We start from the raw sequence: 15,273 nt of genomic DNA, 5'->3' as shown, positions 1-15,273 counted from the left end.
CAATAGCGTGGCAGAAGTCATTTTTGACTGAGGAGAGGGTGAGTTCATGAGCCGTATCAATGACGAGGAGTCTCTTGCGCTGCAGAAGAAGCTCCTTGCGGCCTCGGCAAAGAACTTCGCGGCGTTACTTGATCGTCAGGCAGATGCTCATCCCAACCGCATCGCATTCCTGACGCCTTCGGGGCCCGACGATGAGCCCAATACCTGGCTTCCCATGACGTTTGCCGAGTTTCGGCGCCAGGCCCATGAGGTTGCCGCCGGCCTCATGGAATTTGGTCTTCCCCGTGAAGGGCGCGTCGCGTTACTGTCAGGAACCCGCACAGAGTGGATCATCGCCGATATGGCGATATCGTGCGCAGGCGGGGCTACCACGACGATTTACCCGAATTCTGGGCCAGAAGAAGCCAGTTTTATTCTGGTTGACTCAGAGTCATCCATTCTTTTCGTCGATTCCACGGCCCAGGTCGCCAAAATTCAGGGTCGTCCCGACGTTGATGCGGTTGTACGTCACATCATTAGCTTTGTTGACGATTCCGAGCAGACCGGCGTCAGTGATGACCGACTTATCACCATGGCCGAGGTCATTGCTCGTGGACGGCAGCGTCTGGCCGCAGAGCCAGATCTTGTCCGCCGCATGATCGACTCCATTCAACCTGACGACCTGTGTACTCTCATTTACACCTCAGGCACCACAGGCACCCCCAAGGGAGTTGAACTCACCCACCAGGCTTGGACCTATATGGGCCAAGCCTGGAAGACGGGCCTATATATGCTCCGAGGCGGGGATATCCATTTGCTGTGGTTGCCACTGTCTCACGCTTTCGGCAAATGCCTCATTGCGATTTGTTTAGAGATTGGCATTACCCAAGCCATCGAGCCGCGCATCCCGAGGCTAGCTCGTAGCCTTGCTGAGGTTAAACCCCGTGTCATGTGTGGTGTTCCCCGTATCTTTGAGAAGATCCGTGCTGGAGTGATGACGGCCTACCCGCAAGGACGTCTGATGAGCCAGGTGTCGCGGTGGGCCTTTGCGTCCGGTCGTGATGCTCAGCGCTACCGCCGCGCCGGTGACCGGTTGCCGGTCACGTTGGCCGCTAGGCTCAAGATTGCTGATGCCCTGGTTTTCTCTACTTTGCGCCGCAAACTTGGTGGGGTCGAGTTCATGATTTGTGGTGGCGCTAAGCTTTCTGAACAGGTGCAGCAGTGGTTTTTCTCGGCGGGTATTCCCATCGTCGAGGGATATGGGGCTACCGAGATCGGAGCGGTTTCTTTCTTTAGCGGCCCTAATGCTATCCGCTCGGGAACGGTTGGGCCTGTCGCGCCGGGATGCTTGGCAAAGATTGCAGACGACGGTGAGGTCCTAGTTTCTGGGCCGATCGTTGCTCGTGGCTACCATAATTTGCCCGAAAAGACCGCAGCCGCATTTACCGATGGTTGGTTCCATACGGGTGACATTGGTGAATTCGATGAGGAAAATTATCTGCGCATCACTGATCGCAAACGGGATCTTTTCAAAACTTCAGGTGGCAAATATGTTGCCCCACAGAAGGTTGAGGCCACTCTCATGGCCAATTGCCCGTACCTATCCAATGCTGTCGTCCTCGGTGAAGGACACAAGTACGCTGTTGCTCTGCTCACCCTCGATAAAGACGCGCTCATGACGTGGGGCAAGAGGCATGGCAGAGCTGACGCCAGTTACGCTGAGCTTACGGCAGACCCACGTGTGCGTCGCAGTATTCAATGGTACGTCGATCGCGCTAATTCACGACTTGAGCGGTGGGAGACCGTGAAGAGATTTGCCATTCTTGACCATGATCTCACCGAGGATTCTCACTCAGTGACGACCAGCCTCAAGGTGCGTCGTGGGGTCGTGGCTGACACATATGCGTATCTCCTTGACGAAATGTTTGCCGACGAAAATGATCAGCCAGGCGCAGCAAAGGGAAGCGTAAAGTAATGACGGGAGCTGTCGTCGTCGATATCCCATTGCGCTGGTCGGATATGGATGCCCAGGGACACGTCAATAACGTTCGTATTAGTGAGCTTGTTCAGGAATCACGCAATCAAGCCTTTTACACCAATGGTGCCCAGGAAATGCTTGACACCGGGATCGTCGTCGTCAGCCAAGATGTGGAGTTTTTAGCCTCCTTTGTGGTTGACGGTAGCCCCTTGCGTGTGGCCGTGGGGTGCTCCCAGCTTGGCGCGGCACGGACCGTCCTCGACTATCGCGCTTGGCATCACGACGTCGAGGTCGCTCGCGCGCGGGGACTCATCTGCCCCTTTGATTTCGACGCTGGTCGGCCCCGACGCCTCACCGATGGGGAACGTGGTGCGTTCGAGTCGATGACGGTTGAGCCGCAGCAATGGAAGCCCCTCACGGTGGTGGACGTGTCCGAGACTGGCGACATTGTCGAGGTGCCCATCCGGTGGTCTGATGTCGATCGTCAAGGCCATGTCAATAACGTGAGTCTGGCCGGGTATTTACAGGAGGCGAGGATTCTGGCGACGACGGCGTGGTCGCCAGGGATGAGACGAGCAGGGGACCATCTGTGGGTCGTCGTGCGTCAGGATATCCGGTATCGCCGCCAGGTATTGCCCGATCAACGATCGTGCCGGGTTCATACTGCCCTGACTCGACTGGGGACCTCGTCAATGACGCTGGCTGGGTCAATCGAGACACAGCAAGGGTCGGCCCTCGACGCCGCCACCGTCTTGGTGTGTGTCGACCCAGACACGGGCACGTCGGTACCGATTGATGACCAGACGAGGCAGGCTTTATCGGCCCACCTCGTCAGCCTTTAGGCTCGCAACCACACGGCCTGGTCACGACCGACCAATGCCGTTGTGCCGTGGGTACTCAACGTCACTGACGACGCGATAACTGTAGTGGCGTCCACGGCCACATCTTCGCCACCGAAATTGACGATGCATCGGAACCCCGGCTCGCGAGAAAAATCGAGAACCTCGTCGCCGGATTCGTTCCACGTCATCGTTCCGGCACCCAGCGCTGGGTTGGCGCGGCGCTCGGCCAGCAGGGTGCGATAGAGGGCCAGGAACGACGTTGAATCCTGCTGTTCGGATTCGACGGTCCACTCGGCCCAGTTATTCGGCATCGGGAGCCAGGTGTTGGCGTTTGCCGACCACCCATAGGGTGCGGCGCAACCGCTCCACGGCAGTGGAACACGACATCCGTCCCGACCACGGTCGGTGTGCCCAGAGCGCTCCCAGGTGGGGTCGTGGAGGGCCTCGTCGGGAAGGTCTTCCACTTCGGGAAGGCCAAGTTCCTCGCCTTGGTAAATGTAGGCGCCGCCGGGCAGGGCCAGCTCCAACATGACGGCAGCCCGGGCCCGGAGTCGTCCACGAGCCACGTCGGTAGGGGTGCCGTGGAATTGGGCGTGCGGAGCTGACGGGTTTGAAAAGTCCAGCCCAGAGATCTCCTTGCCGTAGCGGGAGACTGGGCGAAAATTGTCGTGGTTACCGAGCACCCATGTGGCACTAGCGCCCACGGATTCGTGAGCTGCGAGTGATTCGGTGATGGTGGTGCGAAGCGAGCTAGCCTTCCACGCCGAGATGAGGAATTCGAAATTAAAGGATGTGTGCAGCCGGTCTGGCTCGAGGTAGCGGACGAGACGGTCATGGGGCAGGTACGCTTCAGCGACGAACATGCGGGGGCCCTGTGGAGTGTCGGCATAGTCGTCGGCAATGGCTCGCCAGCGTCGCTGAATAGGCGCAAGGCCGGGCTGATCCCACATGGGGCTATCTCCGACGAGCTCGCCGATGGCTGCGTCGTCGGGGAGGTCCGGCAGACCGGATTCCTTGACCATTGAGTTCGCGACGTCGATACGGAAACCGTCGACTCCCCGGTCGAACCAGAATCTCAGCACCCGATCAAACTCCTCAAGGACGTCGGGGCTCTCCCAATTCCAGTCGGGCTGGGATACGTCGAAAAAGTGCAGGTACCACTGTCCGGGGGTGCCGTTGGGCTCGGTGACCCGTTGCCATGCGCTGCCGCCAAAAACTGATGGCCAATTGTTGGGGGGAAACTCACCGTTGTCGCCTTGACCATCACGGAAGATGTAGCGGTCGCGCTCCATGGATCCGGGTGCTGCGGCCAACGCATCTTTGAACCATGGGTGCTCTTGGGAAGAATGGTTCGGGACGAGATCAATGATGACTCGCAGACCTAGTGCGTGTGCCTGTGACACGAGGGCGTCAGCGTCGGCGAGAGTGCCGAAATCCGGGTTGATGTCGCAATAGTCGCTGACGTCATATCCGCCGTCGGCCATAGGGGAGGGATACCACGGTGATATCCACAGGGCGTCGACGCCTAAAGCAGCGAGGTGATCGAGGTGGTCGATAATGCCGCGAATGTCACCTATTCCGTCTGCGTTCGAGTCGGCGAAGCTGCGTGGGTAGACCTGGTAGACGACGGCGGACGTCCACCAATCGTTGGTTGTGGGGGAGCTGGTCACAGGGATCCTTATGGGGTGTACGGGCAAGAAATCATGGCCTCACGAGTGCCGTTGCGCAGGCCTGACTAGTCGACGCGGACTTCGTGACCATCGCCGGACCACCTGACATGCCAAGATCCCTCGTCGTCGATACGACGGTACGTGTGGGCACCGAAAAGGTCACGCAAGCCCTGGGTGAGCGCGGCATTGAGCCGAGGGGCTCGAACCTGGTCGTAGTAGCCCAGGGCTGAGGAGAATCCCGGCACCGGAACGCCAGCTTCGACAGCGCGGGCAACCACTCGCCGCCAGGGTTGCTGACAGCGTGCAAGTTCGGTCTTGACGGATGGGGCTTCCAGCAGAGTTGTGAGGTCGCCGGCGGCATATTCGTTCTTGATGCGCTGGAGGAGACGCGCGCGAATGATGCAGCCGTCGCGCCAGATTGACGCGATGCGGCCCATATCGACATCCCAGTTGTATTCGGTGGCTGCGGCGCGAATCTCATCGAGGCCTTGTGCATAGGCCACTACTTTCGCCGACCATAGCGCATCGCGGACGTCGTCAATGAAGGCCTGCCGGTCTGTCACGGCGATGGTGCGTTGCGGCCCCTCAAGTGCCTGTTGGCCCACCCTTCGCAGCTGAGCGGCGCTGGAAACGGACCGGGCGAAGACGGCCTCGCTGATGGTGGAAACGCCCACCCCAAGCTCAAGAGCAGTCTGGACCGTCCAGGTGCCCGTTCCCTTCATACCGGCTTCGTCGCGGATGACGTCGAGGAGGTCGGTGGCGGGGTCGCGAGGATCCTTCGCGCGCAGCACCCGGGACGTGATGTCTACCAGATAGGAGTCAAGATCGCCATGGTTCCATGACTCGAAGACATCGGCGGCCTCGGAATTGGTCAGACCGGCGGCGCGTAGGAGGCCATGAGCTTCACCAATGAACTGCATATCGGCGTACTCGATGCCGTTATGGACCATTTTGACGAAGTGTCCGGCGCCGTCAGTGCCCATCCATGCGCAACAGGGTTCGCCATCGACGTGGGCAGAGATCGTTTCCAAAACCGGTCCAATGATGCGGTAGGACTCCTGTGAGCCGCCGGGCATGATTGACGGTCCCTCAAGGGCGCCGACCTCACCACCCGAGATGCCGGTGCCGACATAGTGGATGCCGGTGGGGCGGATTTCGGCTTCCCGGCGTCGGGTATCGCCAAAATAAGCATTGCCACCGTCGACGAGGACGTCGCCTGGCTGGAGGAGGGGAATGATCTCTTTGATGACAGCATCAGTGCCGCTACCGGCCTTGACCATCATGACGATGCGGCGCGGGCGCTCGAGGCTGGCTACGAAGTCGGTCACGTTATGGAAAGGCAAGAATGCCCCTTCGGTGCCGTGCTCGGCTATCACCTCGTCAGTGCGTGACGACGTGCGGTTGTAGATGGCGACACGGAAGCCCTTGTGGGCCATATTGCGGGCTAGGTTTGAGCCCATGACAGCCATTCCGATGACGCCGACCTCGGCGGTCTGTGGCGCAGTGTCACTCATGTGGTTCCTCCTTGATGTCTCGTCCCCATCTTTCCAGTGATTCGCGCGTAATCCAGATGGGGTGGATCCGGCCAGGTCATGAGACGGCGTGGACGCAATGCCGGTGAGCTGGAGGCGATACGCGTGTCCTTCCTGGGCCCCGATCTCGATGGAGCACGACGAAGTTCGGTTCCTGACGCCTGTGAAGACGCTACGCTGAAGCCATGATCGATGCGCTGGCTCTCGTGCCGATGAAAACTTTACCTGGCTGGCCCGAAGCTGACTACAGCTCTGTACATATGCTCATGCTGTGTGTTGTATGGCCGATCGCGACCGCAATCCTTTTTTTCCTCGTTGGGTGGGGAATTCATGTTGCCAAGGGACGCGGCAGTGATGATTCTGACTGATTGTCAGTCGGCTGGAGCAGCTGCGGGCACAGAGTCTGAGCTGTGACGATGCCTGAGCTTATAGTGTGGCCTCGACCTATTCGGTTCGAGGCCACTTCTGTCGTTCACCTACGGCTAGCCTCCTGGCAACGCAGGGTACGGCGGGCGCTATCAGCGCGCTCAGCGAGAACGCGACGAACCGTACTGCCCGGGTTGTTCTCAAGAACCCATTCGTCTAGCTTGCCGAGCCAGGCGGCGTCAATGACTTCCGTACTCGGGAACAGCCACATCAAGGCGTTCTGCACTTGGGCGTGACCGGCCTTCGCCCACTGGCCCTCGTGGCAGTCAATGGCTTTACACAGATCAAGATATGGGTCGACGTATGCGCGAAGAACCTCGGCTTGATCGGGTTGAACAAACTGCATGACCAACTGACGATAGGTCTCATTCGGCACAGAATCGTCGGTGGTGGCACGCTGCCAGGCAGCCTGCTTGGCCTCAGCGGTCGGCAATGCGGAGCGGGCCCCGGCAGCCTGCTCGGAGCCGGAGATGGTGTTATCTCGTTGCTCCTCAGCGGCGATCTCGTCCTTACCGATTCGACCGATGCGGGCAAGCGCGATGACGATGCGCCACCTCATACCCTGGTCGATATCGAGTCCTTCGGGCACTTCCTCTCCCGACAGCCACCCTTCGAGGAGATCTGCGGCGCCCGTGGTTGCTGCGAACGTCAAACCGTCGGCGTAGGCAACCTGGTGGTCCGAGCCGGGCTCGGCGTCTCGAAGGCCAGTCGCGAGGATTGCGATGAGACGGTCACGCACGTCCTGGCGGGCGTCGACATTGGTGTACGAGGTAGCGGCGGTGGTTGCCTGGCGAATCAGCGCGGTCACGGCGGTGAGGTCGGATTCGCTCGGCAGACCCTTGCCAACCAAGGTGACGTAATCTTGGGCGCGCATCTCGGCATCGCGGCACATGTCCCACGCCGAGCTCCAGCACAGTGCGCGGGCCAGTGGATCGGACAAGGCGTCGATGTGGTCGATGAGGGTGGCCAGTGAGTGATCATCGAGGCGCACCTTGGCATACGTAAGGTCGCCGTCGTTGAGTAGCACCAGATCGCCGCGGGAATGCCCGACAAGTGCCGCGATCGGGGTGCGCTCGTGGTGAATGTCGACGTCGAGTCGCTCTGTGCGAACCAAGGTGCCGTCGGTCAAGGTGTAGATGCCGATTCCCAAACGGTGGGTGCGCAAGGTTGGGTATTCATCACTGGCCGTTTGGACGATGTCGAAGCGGGTGAAGTTACCATCGTCGTCTACGTCGTAGTCAGGGCGAATGGTGTTGACGCCGGGGGTGCGCAACCATTGCTCAGTGAACGAGGACAGGTCGCGTCCCGACGCCACCTGGAGCTGGTGAAGAAGGTCCTTCAGCTCGGTGTTTGAGAACGCGTTTTCAGCGAAATATGTCCGTACACCGGCGAGAAACTCATCTTCCCCCACGAAGGCGACCAGCTGCTTAAGGGTCGATGCGCCCTTGGCGTAGGTGATCCCGTCGAAGTTTTGTTCAACGGTGTCAAGGTCGACCATGTCGGCTGCGATGGGGTGGGTGGTCGGCAACTGATCCTGGGTATAGCCCCAAGTTTTACGTTGATTAGCGAAGGACACCCACGGATCAATGCCGCCGTGCTTCTCGACAATCTTTTCCTGGCAGTGGTGCGACGCCCATTCGGCAAAGGATTCGTTGAGCCACAGGTCGTCCCACCATTTCATCGTGACGAGATCGCCAAACCACATGTGAGCAAGTTCATGAAGGATGGTGTTGTCGCGGTTTTCGTAGGCAGCCGACGTGACGCGGGAGCGGAAGAGTAGGTCGTCGCGATGGGTCACGCAGGCAGCATTTTCCATGGCACCCGCATTGAACTCCGGCACGAAAGACTGGGTGTATTTACCGAAGGGATAGGGGTATCCGAACTCGCTTTCATAGACCTCGAATCCGCGTTGGGTCGTTGTTCGGATGCGGGTGGCGTCGAGATATTCTTTCATCGACTGACGGCACAGAATGTCGGCGTCTATTTCTCCAGAGTCGGTGTGGATCGTGCCGTGATCGACGTGGTATTCACCGGCGACAAGAGCCGTGAGATAGGTCGAAATTGGGAGGGTGGGCTCGAAAGACCACCGCGACATTCCCTCCCATGGGCCTTCGGTTGGTTCTGGAGTGGCGGAATTGGATACGACCGTCCACCCGGTAGGTGCGATGACCTGTAGTTCGAACGTCATCTTTTGGTCGGGTTGCTCGAAGTCGGCGTACATGCGCCGAGCGTCAGCAATCTCGAACTGGGTGTACAAATAAACTTTACCGTCGGCGGGATCGACAAAACGATGGAGGCCCTCACCGGAATGGGAGTATCGGCACAGCGCGGTAACGGTGATCTCATGGGTTCCCGGCTCAGTGGTGAATGGGAAACGATTCTGTGAAAATACCGCTGGATCCAATGGGGTGCCGTCGAGGTCTGCGGCATAGACGCCATCAGCAATGAGGTCGAGATGACTGTCTCCGCCAGTCGATGTGAACCGAATTGTTGAGGAGGAGACAAAGGTTTCGGTCGGCTCACTGAGCGGGTCGCCATTGGGATCACGGCCAGAAAGATCAACGAGCACCTTTGAACTGTGCGCCGTGATGACCTGAGAGCGCTGTTGCGCTTCCTCACGAGTGATGTTGACCGAACTCATCATGCCTCCGTGGAACATGCGTTAGTTATGAGCACACATAATGCACCCAACAATTCCTTAATGATCCTATCGGCTCCCACCTTTGGCTGTCTCGCCATTGTTGGACTATGGCCCCTATACTGCGCCAGGCGCGAACAATGTAAGGATTCGTCTTTGCCTGAGTAAGCCCATGCTGTTGGCTGGTGCCATGACGACAACAGTTGATTTGTGGTTTGATCCAGTGTGCCCGTGGGCATGGATGACGTCGCGCTGGATGCTTGAGGTAGAGAAGGTTCGCGACGTCCATACCGTTTTTCACGTTATGAGCCTTGCCGTTCTCAACGAGGGACGAGACCTCCCTGACGATTACCGTGCTGAGATGGAAAAAGCGTGGATTGGTGCGAGAGCCGCGACTGGTGTGGTGCAGGTGCACGGTCAAGAGGCTGTCCGCGATTTTTACACTGCGCTAGGCACTCGCTACCACCTGGGTCAACAAGAGCGCACGGTCGAAACGGTCACGTCTGCTTTGGCTGACTGTGGATACGACGGATCGATCGCTGAGCGTGCGACCACCGACGAATTCGATGAAGCCATGCGTGCCTCCCACCATGAAGGTATGGATCCGGTCGGGCAAGACGTCGGCACCCCGGTCATCCATCTCAACGGGATGGCTTTATTTGGCCCGGTGATCTCTCCGGCGCCACAGGGCGAAGAAGCTGGAGAACTCTTTGACGGTTTCGAAAAGGTGACGGCCTATCCCGGTTTCTTCGAACTTAAACGGACTCGCACGGTCGGCCCGATCTTCGACTGACACGTGACCATGGGGGAAGCCACGCTCGGTCCCCACTCACGCTCGGTCCCACTCAATGAGGCATGTGATGCACCAGTCGGCAGTTCGGGGATGAATGCACAACTGAACTGCGCAAGGATGGGGGCATGGTTGACGATTCCACCCAAGATCGCGAGTTGGAGGCCAGCGAGGCTGGGGCCGAGGCGCGCCATCACTGGACCGAGTTGGCCCAGCGCATTCTTGATGCCCAGGATGCCTACTACGCCAATGACGCGCCCACGATATCTGACGCTGAATACGACCAGCTCATGGTCGAGCTCACCAAGGTGGAGGACGACCATCCCGAGCTGCGCACTCCAGATTCGCCAACTCAGCGGGTAGGGGCACCACAGCGGGTCACCGATTTTGCCCCAGTCGAGCACCTTGAGCGGCTATTGAGTCTGGACAATGTCTTTACCCGCGACGAGCTGTCAGAATGGATGAGCCGGGTGGTGGCCGCCGTCGGAAAGATCCCTAGCTTTCTGTGTGAACTCAAAATTGACGGACTAGCGGTTGATCTTGTTTACCGCGATGGCCAACTGGTATCTGGTGCAACACGGGGTGATGGGCGTATCGGCGAGGACGTCACCGCGAATGTGCGTACGATTGCGGCGATACCTCACATATTGACTGGTGACGATATTCCTAGGTTGCTCGAAGTGCGTGGCGAGGTATTTTTCCCGATCGCTGATTTTGCCGACCTCAACGCTTCCCTTATCGAGGCAGGTAAAAACCCCTTCGCGAATCCGCGCAACGCGGCTGCCGGTTCGCTGCGGCAGAAGAGTTCTCAGGTGACGGCGTCGCGGCCTTTGTCCATGATCGTCCACGGTATTGGGGCAGTCGAAGGTTACGATTTCCCTAGTCAAGGTCATGCTTACGACAAGCTTGCGCAGTGGGGATTGCTGGTCTCGCCGTACTTCAAGATCGTGGAAAATGCCGATGAGGTACACGATTTCGTGACCCACTGGGGCGAGTTTCGTAATGACGCATCCCATCAGATTGACGGCGTCGTCGTCAAGGTTGATGACGTTTCTTTGCAGCGCACGCTTGGCGCTACCTCGCGAGCCCCTCGATGGGCTATCGCATATAAGTATCCGCCGGAAGAAGTCAACACTGAGCTCGTAGATATTCGCGTCAATGTTGGCAGGACTGGTCGCGTCACCCCTTATGGCGTTATGAGGCCAGTCACAGTTGCTGGATCTACCGTCGAAATGGCTACCCTCCATAATGCTTTCGAGGTTAAGCGCAAGGGTGTCCTCATTGGCGACACCGTGGTGCTGCGCAAGGCCGGGGATGTCATCCCGGAGATTCTTGGCCCGGTGGTTGAGCTGCGTGACGGCACCGAGCGGGAGTTTTCTATGCCCGACCATTGCCCGAGCTGTGGGACAAAACTGGCCTATGAAAAAGACGGTGACAAGGATCTTCGCTGCCTCAATGCCAAGGGTTGTCCCTCTCAGCTGCGGGAACGGGTCTTCGGGCTAGCGTCGCGTGGCGCCCTCGATATCGAAGCTCTCGGCTGGGAGGCCGCTATCGCCTTGACTGATCCGGAAAACCAGCGCCCAGATGACGACGATGTTGCCGAGGCGCTCCCCGAGCGTCAAACCGCGGTGCTGAGTTCTGAGGCCGGTTTGTTTGACTTGCAACTCGGCGACCTCGCCGAAGTCAAGGTATGGCGTCGTAAAAAGGGTAACGGCACATCGGGCCGCTGGCAGCGTGAGCCCTATTTCTTTACGAAAGCGACAGCGAAGAAGCCGTCAGTTCCAACCGCGACGACGAAGAAAATGTTCGAAGAGTTGGAGAAGGCTAAAGCACAGCCGTTGTGGCGAGTGCTGGTTGCCCTGTCTATCCGTCATGTCGGACCGACGGCGGCGCGAGCTTTGGCTACCCACTTCGGGTCCATCGAGGCGATTCGGGAAGCGTCTGTCGAGGATCTGGCCGGAGTCGACGGAGTTGGTGAGGTTATCGCCCAATCCGTCAAGGGATGGTTCGACGTGGACTGGCACCAAGACATCGTCAGGCGATGGGCTGCAGCCGGAGTACGGATGGCAGACGACCATGACGAGGCCCCCGAGCAGACCCTTAACGGATTGACTGTGGTCGTCACGGGAAGCTTGGAGGGATTTAGTCGTGATGAGGCCAAGGAGGCCATCGTCTCGCGCGGCGGCAAGGCGGCGGGGTCGGTCTCCGGGAAGACTGACTACGTCATTGTGGGGGAAAATGCCGGATCCAAAGAGACCAAGGCGCGAGAATTGGGCCGTCCCATTCTTGATGAGGCCGGATTCCGGTATTTGCTTGACAATGGCCCGCAGGGAGTGACAACTGTCGGGTAAAGGAACCACCTGTCGTTGCAGACGGTGTGGACCGGGTATGTAGTCCCGGTCCACGATGACCTCAGAATTCCGAAATGTTATGGGCGACGTCGACGGTGGAGAACATCCGGTCGACGGCTGCGATCTGCTCGTCAGTTCCCGTAACGCGGTGGGCGGCGGCGAGCGAGAAGCCCCGACCCATTCCGAAATACAGTGACCCAAGGGCAGCGACATCAAGGGTGGCGGCATCGGTAGAATCGTCGACTTTCGTGACGGCTGCGGGCGCTCCCGGAGCCTCGACGTCAACTCGCCAGGTACCTTCGGCATAACCCATCGGGTCGACGACGTGGAAGGTGACCGAGCCTTGGTGGTCCCAACCGCGGACGGCCATCGCCTTATCGACGTCAAGGATGCGCAGCCAGCCCAGATCAGTGTGGCGGGTGAACTTCACCACCCTGGGGTCTTCCACTGCCCACGGCAGTGCGGTGGCAGGGTCGACTTTCGGTGCCGTGATCGTCTCGATGAGATCAATCGAGGCCAGGAACTCCCACAGTGCGACCTCGGCATCCGCAGTGGTGGCGACCATGTCGCGGACGGTGATCCGGGAGCCGAAATCCTTGTCAATTTCGTAAGATACGACGCCGTCGGGTTCGCCATCGTCGTTGTAGTGAACGATGGAACGGATGCGACGGTTCGGGCCGCCCATCTGGGGGTTCCAGCGCCCGGACGAGAAATCGACGTGCCATGGCTCGCGGTTGTGGGATCCGCGATGGGCTCGATGAAACTCGGAAAACACGGCGAGGCGAAGGTCGTCGATAGCGAGTGGGTCGGCCATCGACACGGTTCCTTGCGGGGTGTGGTTGAGTTTGAATCGGCCATCAGCGACGATCTCGACGCTTTGTGAACGCGTCGAGATGCCGTATCCGAATCGTCCATAGATGCTGCCCTCAGTAGCAGTCAGGGCGGCGAATGCCAGACCCTCGTCCTTGGAGCGAGTCAAGGCGTTAGTCATGAGAGTGCGCAGTAAGCCGCGACGGCGGTGACTAGCGCGCACGGTGACGTCGGTAATAAATGTGGCTGGCTCCAGGTGGCCGTGACCGGTGTTAATGGTGCTTGAGTACGTCGCCATCGTTGCGACAGGAAGACCAGGGAACTCCGGGTCTGGGTCGGGCTGGCGGATCGTCCACAACTGTTGACCCGCGACATAGGCGGCGTAGCGCTCGAGCTCAGCGTCGGAGGGTTGGGCCAAGTGAAACCCCAGTGCCACAGCCTGCAGTACATTATCGACGGCTTCGCTACGGGAACCGTCGCTAGTGACCAGCTCCAGACGGTAAGGGTCGGGGACCTGAACAGATGAGGTGCTTTCAGCCATAGCCTTCAGGCTATCTGACATCGTGACTGGCTGGGCCAAGGTGCCATGATGGAGGCATGACCTTCAAGCCTTCACGCGTTCATATCGGAACCGACCATGCTGCCTTTGAGCTTAAGGAGTACCTCGTTGACAAGTTGAGGGAGTCCGGGTACGAAGTCGTCGATCATGGCGCTGTGAGCTATAACTCTCAGGATGACTACCCTGATTTCTGCATCCCGTGCGCCCAGGCAGTGGCGGCTGAGCCGGGGTCGCTAGGCATCGTGTTGGGTGGTTCGGGCAACGGTGAGCAGATCGCCGCGAATAAGGTTAAGGGGATCCGAGCTGCGCTGGCATACACCGTTGAGATCGCTGAGCTCGCGCGTCTCCACAATGACGCGAACGTCGTCTCGCTGGGCGGTCGGATGCAGACCCGCGAGGAAGCCTGGCAGATCGTCGAAACCTTCTTGACGACTGACTTCTCCCACGAAGATCGTCACCAGCGCCGTATTGACACGCTCACTCGCTGGGAGAACGAGGGCTCACTGGGGTGAGCTCTGCTGCCCAGAATCGTTGAGCGGGCTGGCGTTAGCTCGACGTCGAAGATCTGCCAGCACCACCTGCCACTCGTGGCCCGGCTCGGGCATCCGTGACTCACCCGAGGGTTCAGGATGCTCGGCAAGTTCGCGCACCCTCACAGCGCGGTGGCTATCGAGGATTGGCCCATGACCACGCCGACGGTCATGGATTCGGTGCTGATTGTCGGGGCTAGTGGCATTCATAAACCCATCCTGCCCCAAGCCACCGTGCCTGTTCGACTTTCGCCGTGCTTGTTCGACTTTCACGGTGTCATGACCCCATACTCGGCATGGTCGTGATGTCACCCACTATTCGAAAGGACAATCGTGCCTGAGGGCCACGTTATCCACCGTCTCGCTAACGCCGTTGGTTCAGCCTTCGCCGGATCACGGGTTGACGTCACTTCTCCACAGGGACGATTCGCTGAAGATGCGGCCATGCTGGACGGCACAGTACTTACCTCGGCACAAGCATGGGGTAAACATCTTCTCGTCAATTTCGACAATGATCGCCGTGACCATTTGTTACATATTCATTTGGGGCTCATCGGTAAGTTGACAGTCACCCCGACGATGCCTGTCGTTGGCCAGGTGCGGTTGCGCATTACTGATGGCAAAACTGCGGCTGACTTGCGTGGACCACAGACGTGTGAGCTCATCAATGACGACGAGTGGGAGGCAATCCTTGCCACAATTGGGCCCGACCCCATCCGTGACGACGCGGATCCGGCCATTGCGTGGGACACAATACGACGGTCGTCACGGCGAATCAGCGATCTGCTGTTAGACCAGACGATTACTGCCGGCGTTGGCAATATTTACCGAGCAGAGGTGCTATTTCGTCACCGTATTGATCCGGCGACTCCAGGCAAGCAGATTTCTCATTCCACATGGCTGACGATGTGGAATGATCTGGTCATGCTCATGCGCGCCGGGGTTGAGGCAGGACGCATTGATACCGTGCAGCCGGAGCACACCCCGGAGGCGATGGGGCGGCCCCCTCGGGTAGATCCTCATGGAGGCGAGGTCTACGTTTACCGGCGCGAAGGCCAGCCATGTCTGGTGTGTCACACGCCGATACGGATGATCGCACAGGGAGGGCGTCACCTGTTCTGGTGCCCGCGATGTCAGCGTCGCCACCACTGACGGTTGTTTCTGGAGG

12 protein-coding genes are annotated in these 15,273 nt (G+C 59.1%); 7 read left to right on the top strand and 5 right to left on the bottom strand.

Translation table 11 applies throughout. The features are described 5' to 3' along the window. The first annotated feature begins 46 nt into the window (after nucleotides 1-46). Nucleotides 47-1,954, top strand: a complete 1,908-nt coding sequence (locus FYJ43_RS11075; protein WP_154564813.1) for an AMP-dependent synthetase/ligase — start codon at nucleotides 47-49, stop codon at nucleotides 1,952-1,954. After that, entirely contained in the window at nucleotides 1,954-2,799 is an 846-nt protein-coding gene (locus FYJ43_RS11070; protein ID WP_154564811.1) for an acyl-CoA thioesterase, read from the top strand. The genes FYJ43_RS11075 and FYJ43_RS11070 overlap by 1 nt, the downstream gene beginning before the upstream one ends. Here the strand turns inward: FYJ43_RS11070 and FYJ43_RS11065 are convergent. Both FYJ43_RS11065 and gndA read right to left on the bottom strand, forming a co-directional pair. Next, nucleotides 2,796-4,469 (bottom strand): glycoside hydrolase family 13 protein, encoded by a 1,674-nt coding sequence (locus FYJ43_RS11065; RefSeq protein WP_326833606.1) that lies wholly within the window; start codon nucleotides 4,467-4,469, stop codon nucleotides 2,796-2,798. The genes FYJ43_RS11070 and FYJ43_RS11065 overlap by 4 nt on opposite strands. A gap of 65 nt (nucleotides 4,470-4,534) precedes the next feature. After that, nucleotides 4,535-5,983, bottom strand: coding sequence for an NADP-dependent phosphogluconate dehydrogenase (gene gndA, locus FYJ43_RS11060; RefSeq protein ID WP_154564807.1), 1,449 nt, complete (start codon nucleotides 5,981-5,983; stop codon nucleotides 4,535-4,537). 203 nt (nucleotides 5,984-6,186) lie between these two features. On the opposite strand from gndA, the gene FYJ43_RS11055 reads away from it, so the two are divergent. Continuing rightward, a complete protein-coding gene (locus FYJ43_RS11055) occupies nucleotides 6,187-6,369 on the top strand; it encodes a hypothetical protein (protein ID WP_154564805.1) in 183 nt (60 codons plus the stop codon). 104 nt (nucleotides 6,370-6,473) lie between these two features. On the opposite strand, the gene pepN is transcribed toward FYJ43_RS11055, so the two are convergent. Further along, nucleotides 6,474-9,086, bottom strand: a complete 2,613-nt coding sequence (pepN, locus tag FYJ43_RS11050) for an aminopeptidase N (RefSeq protein WP_154564803.1) — start codon at nucleotides 9,084-9,086, stop codon at nucleotides 6,474-6,476. A 169-nt stretch (nucleotides 9,087-9,255) separates the two neighbouring features. Here pepN and FYJ43_RS11045 point away from each other — a divergent pair, with 169 nt between their 5' ends. Further along, on the top strand, nucleotides 9,256-9,858 hold the full coding sequence (locus tag FYJ43_RS11045; RefSeq protein WP_195839981.1) for a DsbA family protein: 603 nt from the start codon (nucleotides 9,256-9,258) through the stop codon (nucleotides 9,856-9,858). 125 nt (nucleotides 9,859-9,983) lie between these two features. Continuing rightward, nucleotides 9,984-12,206: an NAD-dependent DNA ligase LigA gene (gene ligA / locus FYJ43_RS11040; protein ID WP_154564801.1), complete on the top strand. Its 2,223-nt coding sequence runs from the start codon at nucleotides 9,984-9,986 to the stop codon at nucleotides 12,204-12,206. 61 nt (nucleotides 12,207-12,267) lie between these two features. Here ligA and FYJ43_RS11035 read toward each other — a convergent pair whose 3' ends face one another. Next, nucleotides 12,268-13,557 (bottom strand): GNAT family N-acetyltransferase, encoded by a 1,290-nt coding sequence (locus FYJ43_RS11035; protein ID WP_154564799.1) that lies wholly within the window; start codon nucleotides 13,555-13,557, stop codon nucleotides 12,268-12,270. 56 nt (nucleotides 13,558-13,613) lie between these two features. Between FYJ43_RS11035 and FYJ43_RS11030 the strand changes: the two genes are divergently transcribed. Then, nucleotides 13,614-14,087, top strand: a complete 474-nt coding sequence (locus FYJ43_RS11030; protein WP_154564797.1) for a ribose-5-phosphate isomerase — start codon at nucleotides 13,614-13,616, stop codon at nucleotides 14,085-14,087. On the opposite strand, the gene FYJ43_RS11025 is transcribed toward FYJ43_RS11030, so the two are convergent. Beyond that, the gene (locus FYJ43_RS11025; RefSeq protein WP_154564795.1) at nucleotides 14,076-14,315 is read right to left on the bottom strand and encodes a hypothetical protein; all 240 of its coding nucleotides are present in this window, start codon (nucleotides 14,313-14,315) and stop codon (nucleotides 14,076-14,078) included. The genes FYJ43_RS11030 and FYJ43_RS11025 overlap by 12 nt on opposite strands. A gap of 123 nt (nucleotides 14,316-14,438) precedes the next feature. On the opposite strand from FYJ43_RS11025, the gene FYJ43_RS11020 reads away from it, so the two are divergent. Continuing rightward, nucleotides 14,439-15,257 carry an Fpg/Nei family DNA glycosylase gene (locus FYJ43_RS11020; protein WP_326833605.1) on the top strand — a complete coding sequence of 273 codons (819 nt, stop codon included), beginning with the start codon at nucleotides 14,439-14,441 and terminating at the stop codon, nucleotides 15,255-15,257. Nucleotides 15,258-15,273 lie beyond the last annotated feature (16 nt).

It is taken from the genome of Cutibacterium porci, assembly GCF_009696315.1.
Taxonomy (GTDB): Bacteria; Actinomycetota; Actinomycetes; order Propionibacteriales; family Propionibacteriaceae; genus Cutibacterium; species Cutibacterium porci.
This window is presented reverse-complemented; position numbering and strand designations above follow the sequence as displayed.